The organism is Parasalinivibrio latis (assembly GCF_036825535.1).
In the GTDB taxonomy this organism is placed as follows: domain Bacteria; phylum Pseudomonadota; class Gammaproteobacteria; order Enterobacterales; family Vibrionaceae; genus Parasalinivibrio; species Parasalinivibrio latis.
Genome location: NZ_CP098812.1, coordinates 3616861 through 3629802 on the forward strand (window position 1 = coordinate 3616861; position 12942 = coordinate 3629802).

The 12942-nt window shown below is 51.4% G+C and carries 11 protein-coding genes, 2 tRNA genes, 1 rRNA gene and 1 riboswitch; of the genes, 3 read left to right on the top strand and 11 right to left on the bottom strand.

All coding sequences use genetic code 11. The annotated features are described in order from the left end of the window. Positions 1-41: 41 nt before the first annotated feature. From NF212_RS16415 to NF212_RS16425, 3 genes are all read right to left on the bottom strand, one after another. Positions 42-117: transfer RNA gene (locus NF212_RS16415), tRNA-Ala, on the bottom strand. A 32-nt stretch (positions 118-149) separates the two neighbouring features. Next, positions 150-226: transfer RNA gene (locus tag NF212_RS16420), tRNA-Ile, on the bottom strand. 70 nt (positions 227-296) lie between these two features. Continuing rightward, a 16S ribosomal RNA gene (locus NF212_RS16425) occupies positions 297-1849 on the bottom strand. Between the two features lie 664 nt (positions 1850-2513). On the opposite strand from NF212_RS16425, the gene NF212_RS16430 reads away from it, so the two are divergent. Then, on the top strand, positions 2514-2981 hold the full coding sequence (locus NF212_RS16430) for an RNA recognition motif domain-containing protein (RefSeq protein ID WP_054676206.1): 468 nt from the start codon (positions 2514-2516) through the stop codon (positions 2979-2981). Here NF212_RS16430 and murI read toward each other — a convergent pair. The 3 genes from murI to NF212_RS16445 are packed head-to-tail and all read right to left on the bottom strand — an operon-like array spanning position 2959 to position 6444. Continuing rightward, the gene (gene murI / locus NF212_RS16435) at positions 2959-3753 is read right to left on the bottom strand and encodes a glutamate racemase (protein ID WP_434357462.1); all 795 of its coding nucleotides are present in this window, start codon (positions 3751-3753) and stop codon (positions 2959-2961) included. The two genes, NF212_RS16430 and murI, sit on opposite strands and share 23 nt — an antisense overlap. A gap of 33 nt (positions 3754-3786) precedes the next feature. Further along, positions 3787-4473 carry an ATPase gene (locus tag NF212_RS16440; RefSeq protein WP_434357464.1) on the bottom strand — a complete coding sequence of 229 codons (687 nt, stop codon included), beginning with the start codon at positions 4471-4473 and terminating at the stop codon, positions 3787-3789. Between the two features lie 45 nt (positions 4474-4518). Beyond that, positions 4519-6444 carry a TonB-dependent receptor gene (locus NF212_RS16445; protein WP_434357466.1) on the bottom strand — a complete coding sequence of 642 codons (1926 nt, stop codon included), beginning with the start codon at positions 6442-6444 and terminating at the stop codon, positions 4519-4521. Between the two features lie 42 nt (positions 6445-6486). Then, positions 6487-6705: riboswitch (cobalamin riboswitch) on the bottom strand. A 132-nt stretch (positions 6706-6837) separates the two neighbouring features. Here NF212_RS16445 and trmA point away from each other — a divergent pair. Next, complete coding sequence (gene trmA, locus NF212_RS16450) at positions 6838-7941, top strand: tRNA (uridine(54)-C5)-methyltransferase TrmA (RefSeq protein WP_434357468.1); 1104 nt, start codon at positions 6838-6840, stop codon at positions 7939-7941. Positions 7942-8014: 73 nt separating this feature from the next. Here trmA and NF212_RS16455 read toward each other — a convergent pair whose 3' ends face one another. Further along, positions 8015-8392 carry a YijD family membrane protein gene (locus NF212_RS16455; protein ID WP_434357470.1) on the bottom strand — a complete coding sequence of 126 codons (378 nt, stop codon included), beginning with the start codon at positions 8390-8392 and terminating at the stop codon, positions 8015-8017. Positions 8393-8410: 18 nt separating this feature from the next. Then, positions 8411-9043 (bottom strand): HTH-type transcriptional repressor FabR, encoded by a 633-nt coding sequence (fabR, locus tag NF212_RS16460; protein ID WP_054676213.1) that lies wholly within the window; start codon positions 9041-9043, stop codon positions 8411-8413. A gap of 234 nt (positions 9044-9277) precedes the next feature. Between fabR and sthA the strand changes: the two genes are divergently transcribed. Next, positions 9278-10699: a Si-specific NAD(P)(+) transhydrogenase gene (gene sthA / locus NF212_RS16465; protein ID WP_434360906.1), complete on the top strand. Its 1422-nt coding sequence runs from the start codon at positions 9278-9280 to the stop codon at positions 10697-10699. 67 nt (positions 10700-10766) lie between these two features. Here sthA and cysQ read toward each other — a convergent pair whose 3' ends face one another. Genes cysQ through NF212_RS16480 form a run of 3 tightly spaced genes read right to left on the bottom strand, consistent with a single transcriptional unit; the run spans position 10767 to position 12938 of the window. Then, the gene (gene cysQ / locus NF212_RS16470; protein ID WP_434357472.1) at positions 10767-11576 is read right to left on the bottom strand and encodes a 3'(2'),5'-bisphosphate nucleotidase CysQ; all 810 of its coding nucleotides are present in this window, start codon (positions 11574-11576) and stop codon (positions 10767-10769) included. Positions 11577-11589: 13 nt separating this feature from the next. Then, positions 11590-12141 carry an ADP compounds hydrolase NudE gene (gene nudE, locus NF212_RS16475; protein ID WP_434357474.1) on the bottom strand — a complete coding sequence of 184 codons (552 nt, stop codon included), beginning with the start codon at positions 12139-12141 and terminating at the stop codon, positions 11590-11592. 14 nt (positions 12142-12155) lie between these two features. Beyond that, entirely contained in the window at positions 12156-12938 is a 783-nt protein-coding gene (locus NF212_RS16480) for a type II secretion system protein N (protein WP_434357476.1), read from the bottom strand. Positions 12939-12942 lie beyond the last annotated feature (4 nt).

Genomic DNA, 12942 nt, shown 5'->3' on the forward strand with positions numbered 1-12942 from the left:
AACCACTTTCTAAGGACACTTTTGCAAATGCGCTTAAAGAGTGGTGGAGCTATGCGGGATCGAACCGCAGACCTCCTGCGTGCAAGGCAGGCGCTCTCCCAGCTGAGCTATAACCCCATCGTGTTGCCTTAGATACCACTTCAACGAAGTGGTGGGTCTGAGTGGACTTGAACCACCGACCTCACCCTTATCAGGGGTGCGCTCTAACCACCTGAGCTACAGACCCATCTAAGCAATGATGCTCTCTTTACTTTTCGACCAGGCAATCTGTGTGGACACTCATGAAGCAGTTTAGGTAAGGAGGTGATCCAGCCCCAGGTTCCCCTAGGGCTACCTTGTTACGACTTCACCCCAGTCATGAATCACACCGTGGTAAACGCCCTCCCGAAGGTTAAGCTATCTACTTCTGGTGCAACCCACTCCCATGGTGTGACGGGCGGTGTGTACAAGGCCCGGGAACGTATTCACCGTGGCATTCTGATCCACGATTACTAGCGATTCCGACTTCATGGAGTCGAGTTGCAGACTCCAATCCGGACTACGACATACTTTCTGGGATTCGCTCCACCTCGCGGTCTCGCTGCCCTCTGTATATGCCATTGTAGCACGTGTGTAGCCCTACTCGTAAGGGCCATGATGACTTGACGTCGTCCCCACCTTCCTCCGGTTTATCACCGGCAGTCTCCCTGGAGTTCCCGACATGACTCGCTGGCAAACAAGGATAAGGGTTGCGCTCGTTGCGGGACTTAACCCAACATTTCACAACACGAGCTGACGACAGCCATGCAGCACCTGTCTCAGAGCTCCCGAAGGCACACTCGAATCTCTTCAAGCTTCTCTGGATGTCAAGAGTAGGTAAGGTTCTTCGCGTTGCATCGAATTAAACCACATGCTCCACCGCTTGTGCGGGCCCCCGTCAATTCATTTGAGTTTTAACCTTGCGGCCGTACTCCCCAGGCGGTCTACTTAACACGTTAGCTCCGAAAGCCACACCTTATAGGCACAACCTCCAAGTAGACATCGTTTACGGCGTGGACTACCAGGGTATCTAATCCTGTTTGCTCCCCACGCTTTCGCATCTGAGCGTCAGTCTTTGTCCAGGGGGCCGCCTTCGCCACCGGTATTCCTCCAGATCTCTACGCATTTCACCGCTACACCTGGAATTCTACCCCCCTCTACAAGACTCTAGCCTGCCAGTCTCAAATGCAACTCCCAGGTTAAGCCCGGGGCTTTCACATCTGACTTAACAGACCGCCTGCATGCGCTTTACGCCCAGTAATTCCGATTAACGCTCGCACCCTCCGTATTACCGCGGCTGCTGGCACGGAGTTAGCCGGTGCTTCTTCTGCAGCTAACGTCAAATGGTGCAGCTATTAACTACACCACCTTCCTCACTGCTGAAAGTGCTTTACAACCCGAAGGCCTTCTTCACACACGCGGCATGGCTGCATCAGGGTTTCCCCCATTGTGCAATATTCCCCACTGCTGCCTCCCGTAGGAGTCTGGACCGTGTCTCAGTTCCAGTGTGGCTGATCATCCTCTCAGACCAGCTAGGGATCGTCGCCTTGGTGAGCCATTACCCCACCAACTAGCTAATCCCACTTGGGCTCATCTCTGGGTGCGAGGCCCGAAGGTCCCCCGCTTTGGTCCGTAGACATTATGCGGTATTAGCTACCGTTTCCAGTAGTTATCCCCCGCCCAGAGGCAGATCCCCAAGCATTACTCACCCGTCCGCCGCTCGCCGCCCAACAACGCTCCCGAAGGATTGTTGTTGTCGCTGCCGCTCGACTTGCATGTGTTAGGCCTGCCGCCAGCGTTCAATCTGAGCCATGATCAAACTCTTCAATTAAAGTTTTTTCAAACCCGAAGGTTTGGCTCAATGAATACTGTTTATCTATTTTCATAGATAGAATTGACTGTGCCGATATTCCTTTTCAGGAATCTCGTTTGGTCACTCGATTCATTGAATAAATTCTTTATTCTGTTTCAACGAGTGCCCACACAGATTGCATGGTCAAATTGTTAAAGAGCGTTGACTTGTCAGCGTTGCCGCCGAATGTCGAGGCTGCGTATCTTACTCGCCTCCAACCCAAAGTCAAGAAGAAAATCTGAAGTATTTTCAAAGTCTCTTTTTGACTTCCCTCAACCGCTGACCCGAAGGTTTTGCGTTGAAGCGGGCGGCCATTCTAAACAAATCCAAAACCCTGTCAAGCAGTTGTTTTCAATTTGTTTTTGAAAGCTCCCGGAGCCTTCCCGTCACTGCGAAGTCGTTGCCTGTCCGCCGTGTCGGTGAGGCGGCATTATAGGGACTTCGATCTGGTTAGCAACCCCTTTTCTGCCATAATTGATCTGAATGGTTACTTTTTGCACCAATCACGATTTTTAACTCTGATTTCATTACTTTTGTTTACACTCTGGCAATCCATAAACAATAAAAGTAACATCATTGAGACAAAGGGAATATTGGGCTGGTATTTACCAGTAAATTTGTATAACAGCGATGTCTTGAAAATATGAAAGTTCAAAGCCGTTTAACAGTATTCGGGCTTCTCACTGCCGCCTTGGGATATGGCATTCTGGAAGCTACCGCTATCATTCAGTCACCCTCCATGGCGTTTGCGCTTGGAGCGGTTGCGTGTCTTGTCGTTTTGCTTGCCGCCTCTGATAACACCTCTGAGACAAAAGTTCGTCATACACCTTCAACCATGACTGACGATTCAAGTAAGACTCTTTATGTGGGGAATCTTCCATACAGAGCGAATGAAGAAGACGTAAAGAAGCTCTTTTCTGAGCATGGGCATGTCTTTTCTGTTCGCCTTATGAAAGACAGACGCACTGGAAAGAGAAAAGGATTTGGTTTTGTCGTGATGGCTGAGGGAGATGCTCCCCAGGCAGTTACTCAATTGGACAACAGCCAATATGGCGGACGTACTCTAAAGGTAAAAGAAGCCAACGAACCTAAAAATGGGTCAGAAGCTTAACCTTGCTGAGATGAAGTTCAGCCAGACTCACGTTTAGAGCCTGCTCTTCATAAACAGGGGCAGTACAAAATACCAAGCCCGGTCTCTTACCTGAGTCCGGGTTTTTATTAACATCTATATCAAGAAGCGAACCGACACGGCGAGCAATCGCTTCACCTGAGTCAACCAACGCAACCCCCTCGCCCATCACCCGGCTAAGCTCTTTACGTAAGAGAGGGAAGTGAGTGCAACCCAGTACCAACGCATCAACCTTACCGACAAAAGGCGAAAGTATCTGCCCAATCTCTTCGTGGTTGACCTTTTTACCGCGCAGCTTCTCTTCTCCAATTTGAACCAGCCGAGTAGAACCCACCTTAATGACGTCGCAATCCCATGCAAAGGCATCAATGAGCTGCTGAGTATAACTGCGGGAAACTGTTGCCGGCGTGGCCAGTAGACCAATGGATTTTTTCTTGCTGTAAGCAGCAGCCGGTTTAATGGCTGGCACTACTCCAACAACAGGAACAGTCAACTGATTACGAAGAGAGGGGAGGACAATGGTGCTGGCAGTGTTGCAGGCAATAACGACCAGATCCACATGGTGCTTACGGCACAGTTCCCCAACAATACCGCAAGTCCTGCTGATTAGGGTTTCCTGCGGCAACTCGCCATACGGAAAAGCGCCATTGTCGAAAGCGTAGATATATTCCAATCCGGAAAACGAAGCCCGAATCTCTCTATATATAGAAAGCCCGCCGACACCGGAATCGAAGATGAGAACTGTCTTACCCACGCCTACCCACAAAATCCAAACACAAAGTAGCTATCATACTGCGCTGTTGGTGAAATCGGAATCGGACAACCGATATTCCAGAAAATGGAATCTTCCATCACGGTTTATCCCACAGTCTTCAATAGACAGCGGCGAAGCAAATCCTGGCATATCCAGTACCAATGTATGGAATTCACCATCCTCACCACAAAGATCCACTCCGCCCGGCAACGAGCTCAGGAAGTCGGCATTGTACATTTCCCCACAGAAACGTCCGTCCAACTGCGTGGTATCAATGGTGCATACCCGGGTTTGAATACCGCGGTTGATAATTTCGCTGGCAAGTGATGCCGGTCGGGTACCCAACAGCGGGAATACCGGTTCCCAGCCTGCTGGCTCTATATAGCTTCTGCGGTAATCAGCAATGCCGTTACAGAACATATCCCCAAACGCAACCGCATCGATATCAACGCCGGATTGCCTGATACCTTCAACCACCAGCGACTGGTAAATGTCATTTGGTGGAAACACTTCCGGCAATGGAATAACAATCAACGGCAAACCGAGTCTGTCAGCCTGGGCCTTTACTACATTTAAAGGCGTATTCTGGAATGGCACGCCATCTCCGACATAGGTGGTATACAGCCCAACAACGTCATAATCCGGGTTCTCTTGGAGACGGAGCAAGGTCAACGCAGAGTCTTTGCCGGAAGACCAACTGATAATGGTTTTTTTAATCATAATTGAAAACAAAATCCCCCGTGATGACGGGGGATTTTCTATCTATCAGAAGTTATAACTTCCCGTAACAGAGAAGCTACGGCCAGTGCCCGAGTAGTAAGCACCCCAGTTGTTTACACTGGAGGCATATTTCTCATCAAAGGCATTATCCACCCGGACGTTAGCCTGCCAATTACCGCGGGTGTAATTGAGGGCAATATTTCCGAGCCAGTAACCTTTCAGCTTCGCTTTGGAGTTACTGTTGTCCCCATCCGGATAACGCGAGCCGGTGTAGTTACCTTCTATATATAGAGTCCATTCTGGCGACCACGCATAGGAGACATAACCAAGGCCGGTATTTTCTGATACCCACGATAGTTGCTTGCCTTTGTTGTCACCACCAGTAAATTCACCATCAATACGGTTATATTCAGCACCAATGGTTACTTCATCAGTGACATACCAGTCCCAGTTAACGCTACCGCCGTAGCGACGGGATTTATCCGCATTCACATTCGCACCAGGGAAAGAAGCTCCAGGAGGTGGGTTTGCATTGGAGTCATAAACAATTTCATCTTCCAGATCCAAGCGGTAAACATTGAAGCGCACACTTTGTGAGGCAAAATCAATATCCCACCCAGCTTCGATGGACTGCCCTTTTTGAGGTTTCAACCCAACAACGTCGGAAGGTGTAAATGCCTGTTCATCGACCTTGGCAAAACGGAAGCTCTGGTCATAGCGGAGATAAACCCGTTGGCTGTCATTAATGACATAGTTTGCCCCCACCTCAACCGCCTTGGCTGAAGCATCCAGTGATTGCCCCTGTGGATAGGTTTTTTTGTCACGCAGGGAATCATCAGCTTTCGCGTATCGAGCTCCCGCACTTAGAGTCAATCCAGGTAACACTGGATAGTCAAGCAAACCAAAAACACTGAACGTATTCTGGTCTGTGTCACGATCAATGGATGAGCTGAAATAATCGAATTTGGTATTCGAGGCATCTATTCCCAAGATCACATTGGCCTTACCATTCTCAGCATTAAACCCTCCTTCCATCTGGAGAGAGCCGAACCAACTCTTTGTCGTCTTGTTGTTTGGGCTACCCCAGCCCGTACCAGAGCCCGTTGTATTATCGTGAACAAGGTTGATGCTGAGATCCCACTGGGGCAGGACTTCCTGTCTGAACCCAATACGCGCCGCACGGGTAATTTCATGATGGTCATCATCGGGATAAGAGTTGTTCATCTGGCGAGGATCTTTTTTAAACTCCTCTTCAGTCAATGACCCGGCATACTGGCGATAGTAGTCGTAGTAACTTGCCTCAGCAAAAAAGTGGCGAACGTCATTATCAAACTGGATACGACCTAAAATACTGCCCGCCTGGCTTTCATTATGCTTTCGGTAATTGTCACTGTTGCGCTGGCTGCCGGAGAAGTAATAACGCCAATATTCATTAATCGGCCCAGCCACATTGGCGCTGGCTCCACGGGTATCAAAGCTTCCACCCTCAACCCGGACACTGCCGCCTTCTGACGTAGGCACTTTAGTGACAATATTGATCACACCACCTACAGCCTGATCACCATAAAGCACACCTGCACTGCCGGACAGGATTTCAACACGCTCAATTTGATTCAGGGGAATGGAGCTAATTTGAGGGGCGGAAAGGTCGAATTTGTTAAGCCGGCGACCATCAACCAATATCAACGTATTATGCGCCGCATTGGAGCCAGAAAAGCCGCGCAGCGAGAAAACCGGGCCGCTGTTTGTATCAGAGATTTGAATACCCGCTTTGCCGCGAAGTAGGTTTTCTAAGCTTGTAGCGCCACTGGTTTCAATATCATCCGCCGAAATCACACTGATATTTGCCGGAATATCAAGAATACTGTCGTTATTAACGCTGCGACCAATCACCACCATTGTATCTTCTGCAGACACATAGGCAGGGGCAAGCAGTGACGCCACGGCCACTGAAAGAAGGGCTTTTTTCATGCTGTACATCCTTTATTCGCGTAAAAATGTCCCGGCAGACACGTAATGCCGGGAGCACGGGCCGGTATTCGGACTCGAAAGCATGGGTAATCCCGCCTACTTGCAAAGACTTCCCGGAAAAATGGATAGGCGCCCATTCCCCAGTGTCTGGCTTATCAGCCTGATTGCGTTCGTTCTTTCTCACCGCTGCGCGTCAGTTGCGGATTTCCACCGCATTCCCTGTGACTCGTCATGGTCACGCCCAGTGCGGAGGGAATACTAGAGAGGCTTTAAAGGGAAGTCCAGTAACTAAAGGTTAACCTTTATGATGAGAATCGATTTCCGGGCTAAGCTGGACATACCGGGACAGATGAATAAAATCTGCGCTCTTACTTGAAATACGAGGTCATCATTATGACAGGCGAGATGTCAGCAGTTACTTACCAGTCGCAGCTGGATGAAAAAAGCCAGCGCTTAAGCGCGCTGTTTGCACAATACCAAGCCCCGGAACTGGAAGTCTTCACATCTCCTGAGCAGCATTACCGTATGCGTGCTGAATTCCGAGTCTGGCATGAAGGTGATGACCTCTACTACATCATGTTTGACCAAAAGACCAAGCAGAAGTACCGCGTTGACCAGTTCCCGGCAGCAAGCCGCCTGATCAACGATCTGATGCCCCTGCTGACTGATGCGATTAAACCTATCAAGGCGCTGCGCCACAAACTTTTCCAGGTAGATTTCCTCTCCACCCTGAGTGGCGAAGTGCTGGTATCACTGCTGTACCACCGCCAGTTGGACGAAGAGTGGGAAAAGGAAGCGCGTGCCCTCAAGCAACGCCTGAATGACGAAGGTTTCAACCTGGACCTGATTGGCCGCGCCCGTAAGCAGAAGATTGTGATCGACCGTGAGTTTGTGGTGGAAAAGCTGTCTGTCGACAACTCAACCCTGGTTTACCAGCAGGTAGAGAACAGCTTCACCCAACCAAACGCCACTGTCGCACAGAAGATGCTGGAATGGGCTATCGATTGTACCCGTGAAAGCGAAGGCGACCTGCTGGAACTTTATTGCGGCAACGGCAACTTTTCTCTTGCGCTGGCACGTAACTTTGACCGCGTACTGGCAACAGAAGTAGCCAAACCGTCAGTGGATTCGGCCCAGTACAACATTGCCGCCAACCAGATCGATAATGTGCAGATTATCCGTATGTCTGCGGAAGAATTTACCGAAGCGATGGAAGGTGTGCGGGAGTTCCGCCGCCTGGCTGATAGTGGTATCGACCTGAAGAGCTACAACTGCAACACGATTTTTGTCGATCCACCACGGGCAGGTATGGACGAAGGTACCTGCCGCATGGTGCAGGGTTACGACCGTATTCTCTACATCTCCTGCAACCCGGAGACGCTGAAAGAGAATATGGAAATTCTGTCTGAAACTCACCGTGTCAGCCGGTTTGCGCTGTTTGACCAGTTCCCGTTCACCCACCACACAGAAGCCGGTGTGCTGCTGGAACGCAAGTAAACACATTTAAGGCCGGGACAAAAGGAACAAAAAAGGGTCACTGCAACGTGACCCTTTTCATTGCCTGCAACAATCAGACTTCAGCTTCATCCGAAGATGGCACTTTCGGCTTGCGCTGGCTCATCTTACGGGCGACCCAGACCAACAGGGCCATGGTAATGATGATAGAAATAAAATTCCCGCCAAGCTCTGGCAACTGCACACGGATAAAGGCTGAATATCCGAATGCTCCCACCAGGAAGCAAGCGAAAGTGATCATTGGGGTTCCTTCCGTCATTGGCTGGGAAACGTGCTGCTGGTAGAAGCAGTAGACCGCCAGCACAAAAGCGAGGATCGGAAAGAGAGAAAACGGCACACCGCCAACAAACAGCGAGGCAAGTGACGCGCTGGCACAGACGCCGGCAATCACTGAGAGCACCAGGAATTTACGTTCTGACTTATATTGTTCCATGTGTCCACCTGAACAGGGTTAGTATGTTTCCTTGAGGGCTTTACGTTCGCGCTCCTTGTGGTACCAGTAGGCACCCTTCGCAAGCATACGTAGTTGGATAATAATTCGTTCAGCAAGTTCCGCCCTAGAGCGGCTGTCCATATCAAGCGCGTCAGCACCGGCACTGAAAACCAGGGTCACGCAGGCCTCCGCCTGATTATAGGCTTCTTCACCAGTCAGGTTAGCACGGGCTTCAAAATAGTCCGTCAGCTCTGCCACAAAATGCTGAATTTCCCGGGCAACGGCGGCACGGAATGCGGCAGATGTACCGGAACGCTCACGCAGCAAAAGCCGGAAAACGTTCGGGCTGCTTTCGATAAACTCCATGAAGGTTTCCACAGAGGTGCGCACCACACTGCCTTCGGTCGCAATCCGCTGGCGGGCCTGGCGCATCAATTGGCGCAACAACAGGCCACCTTCATCCACCATGGTCAGGCCAAGCTCATCCATATCCTTGAAGTGACGGTAGAAAGAGGTTGGCGCTATGCCTGCCTCCCTTGCCACTTCGCGCAGGCTGAGGTTCGAAAAGCTGCGCTCTGCACTGAGCTGACGAAATGCTGCATCAATCAGTGCCCTGCGGGTCTTTTCTTTCTGCTGAGCCCGAACGCCCATCGTGTTGTTTTCTTTCGAAGCCATCTACTGCCAACCAAAAAATTATTATCGGTGAATATCATACTGAAAAGCTGGGATAAGCTCAGCCCGGTGGGTGTATTTCCTTAAACAACGTGATCAGAGACGGCGTTCACAACAGCCCTGATTCCCGACATTACGCGAAAACGTTAATATAGCGCGATAATAATGTTGCGAACGTGATACAAGGGCCTAATGATTATGACCAAGAAAAACATGCCCCAAAACAACAATAAAGCACCTGCCAACCCGGATTACGATGTCATTGTAATCGGAAGCGGGCCCGGCGGCGAAGGGGCAGCCATGGGCCTGACCAAAGCCGGACTCAGTGTTGCCGTAGTTGAAAAGGAATCCACCGTCGGCGGTGGTTGTACCCACTGGGGGACAATCCCGTCTAAAGCCTTGCGTCATGCTGTCAGCCGTATCATTGAGTATAACCAGAGCCCGATATACTCCGGCGACCGACAAAGTCTCCACAGTACCTTCTCACAGATCCTTAACCACGCCCAGTCTGTTATCGGGAAGCAAACCCGCCTCAGACAAGGGTTCTACGATCGCAACAATGTATCTATCATCACAGGCACGGCCAGCTTTGCTGACAACCACACGTTGGAAGTTCTTCGTGCCGACGGTACCAAAGACAGGTTTACCGCCCGTTACTTTGTGATTGCCACCGGTTCGCGCCCTTACCACCCAAAAGATGTCGATTTCAGCCACCCACGGATTTATGACAGTGACTCCATCCTGTCCCTGAAGCATGACCCGCGCCACGTCATTATTTACGGTGCAGGTGTCATAGGCAGTGAATACGCCTCTATCTTCCGCGGCCTCAATACCAAGGTTGATTTGATAAATACCCGGGATCGCCTGCTGTCTTTCCTCGACAACGAGATCTCCGATGCCCTCTCCTATCACTTCTGGAACAGCGGCGTCCTTATCCGCAACGACGAAACCTTCGAGCGCATTGAAGGCACAGATGACGGTGTTGTCCTTCACCTTGAATCCGGCAAGAAGATGAAAGCCGACTGCCTGCTTTACGCCAATGGCCGGACAGGTAACACAGACTCCCTGAACCTAAAGGCAGTCGGGTTGCAGGCAGACTCCCGCGGGCAGCTTAAGGTTAACGACGGCTACCAGACCGAGGTGGAACATGTTTATGCTGTCGGTGATGTCATTGGCTACCCAAGCCTTGCCAGTGCCGCCTACGATCAGGGTCGCCTGATGGCCAACGCCCTGGCAACCGGGAAAGTGGAAGGCCAGCTTATTGACCATATCCCAACCGGCATTTATACCATTCCGGAAATCAGTTCTGTTGGCAAAACCGAACAGGAACTGACTGCCGCCAAGGTACCCTACGAAGTCGGGCGCTCCCAGTTCAAACACCTTGCCCGTGCCCAGATTGGTGGCTCGGAAGTCGGCAGCCTGAAAATCCTTTTCCACCGGGATACCAAGGAGATTTTAGGCATACACTGCTTCGGCGAGCGGGCTTCGGAAATCATCCACATCGGCCAGGCTATCTTTGAGCAAAAAGGTGAAGGCAATACTATCGACTATTTCGTCAACACCACCTTCAACTACCCAACCATGGCGGAAGCCTACCGGGTAGCGGCACTGAACGGCCTCAACCGCCTGTTCTGAAAACAATACCCCTGATACAACAAAGCCAGCTTCAACGCTGGCTTTGTCTTTGTCACAGGACGTATTGTCACACCCGGATAATACGGCTCCACGGCAGGGATTCATCTCCCAGCACAATAAAGTTTGGGTTTTCCAGTGTATCGCGTTCATTGTAAGTCAATGGGGCCAGCTCAGTGTCAAGGATACGGCCGCCGGCCTCTTCCACGATGCATTGGGTAGCTGCAGTGTCCCACTCCCCGGTCGGGCCAAGGCGCAGGTAACAATCCACGGCCCCTTCTGCCACCAGGCATGATTTCAGTGATGCAGAACCCAACGGAACAAGGTTGTAATTCCGACGCGGATCCAGACAGCCGGTGATAGCCTCAATGTTCTGGCGGCGGCTGATCGCAACTGACAGGGACAGGGTATCCTCTTCATGACTCATGGCAGAGATACGCATCGGGTCGCTCTCCGGTGTCGACTTCCAGGCCCCTTTCCCTTTGCAGGCGTAGTAAACCACACCGGATACAGGGCCATACACTACCCCCATAACCGGATGGTTGTTCTCCACCAATGCAATCACCGTGGCAAAGTCCCCACTTCCGGCGATAAATTCCTGGGTGCCGTCAAGGGGGTCCACCAGCCAGTACCGATCCCACAGGCGGCGTTCGGAAAGCGGGACACCGGCATCTTCTTCTGACAGCACTGGAATATCCGGGGTCAGGGTCATCAGACGGTCCATAATCAGCTTATGGGCGGCCAGATCGGCACTGGTTACCGGCGTCTGGTCTTTCTTGGTAAGCTGTTCAAACTGTCCGTGTTGGTAATATTCCAGGATCAATTGGCCCGACGCACGGGCTATCTCAATCACAGAGGGCAACAATTGGGCGTACGACATCGGTCAAAATTCCTCAGCGGTTTAGCTGTTTCAACGCCAACAATAACGCTGTAATACTTCTCGCCTCACAAAAGTCGAGATGTGAAATCAGCTCTTCTCCCTGAGCAACCGGCCAACGAACCACATCCAGTGGTTCAGGTTCATCCCCTTCCAGTTTTTCCGGATAGAGGCCTTCCGCCAGGAACAGTGTCATCCGGCTGGAAAAGTACCCCGGTGCCAGCACCACTTCTTTGAGCGGTGTAAGTTTGTTGGCACCAAAGCCGATTTCTTCTTTCAATTCCCGGTCAGCCGCCTGTGCCGGCTCTTCCCCGGGATCGATCAGTCCTTTAGGAAAGCCTAGCTCATAACTGTCTGTTCCGGCCGCATATTCGCGTACCAGCAGAAAATCACCACTTTCGGTTACCGGCACAATCATCACTGCATTCCGGCCCGAAGGCTTCATCCTTTCATAGGTGCGCTCTGCACCATTGCTGAACCTAAGGTCCAGCGCCTCAATTTGAAACAGACGGGACTTGGCAACAACCCGGCAATCCAGGATTTCGGGTTTGGTTTTGTTATACGCCATAGAGCTTTTCTCCCTTATCCGGCTGCAGGTGGAAAATGAATGGCGTAACGCCCCTCAGCATCCGGCTGTCCAAGCCATTGCAGTTGTTGTGATACAGATGACGGCAATGCCGGCCCTGGCTTAATCCAGCCATTGGCAGACACCTCCCTGGGGTTGGTAACTTTGACGTTCGCTTCACTCTCCAGGGCATCGGATTTCTGGTCAGCGGCAACGGTAATTTCACCGCCAGTGCAACCCAGTTTACCGAACACCTGCCCTAATGCCACCTCTCCTACCGGGACGATCACTTCGCTGTCGTTCCACACCAGATTGCCGTCGAGCACCCGGCAAAGCGGTTGCCCGGCCTGGAATTCACGAACGGTCAGGTCCACTTTGCCTTTGAGACTGAGCGGAACCATGGAAGGGATATAAGGACCGACTTTATCAGCCGGCAGGGACACCATCAGACGCTCGGCAAAAAGGCCATCGAGCCCATACCCAACCGTTCCACGCCCGGACAGGCCAATACTGCTGCCCTGACCAAAGCGAATATCCAGCGCACCCGCTCCTTTAAACAGGCGGGTAAAATCCACCTGCCAGTTGACCTGTCCCAGAGAAAGCTTGCCAACCTGGTTGTTGCTGACAGAAACCGACGCAACCTGACCGTCCCATACCGTGCCACTGATACCGGAAAGCTGCACGCCCTGAAGAGGCGGAAGGAGACGGTAAGCAACAGACGCCGGAAAGTGGGCAACCACGCTGATAACAAACACCAGCAGGAACAGCAACGAGGCCAGAATAATACGTTTTACACTCATCGAG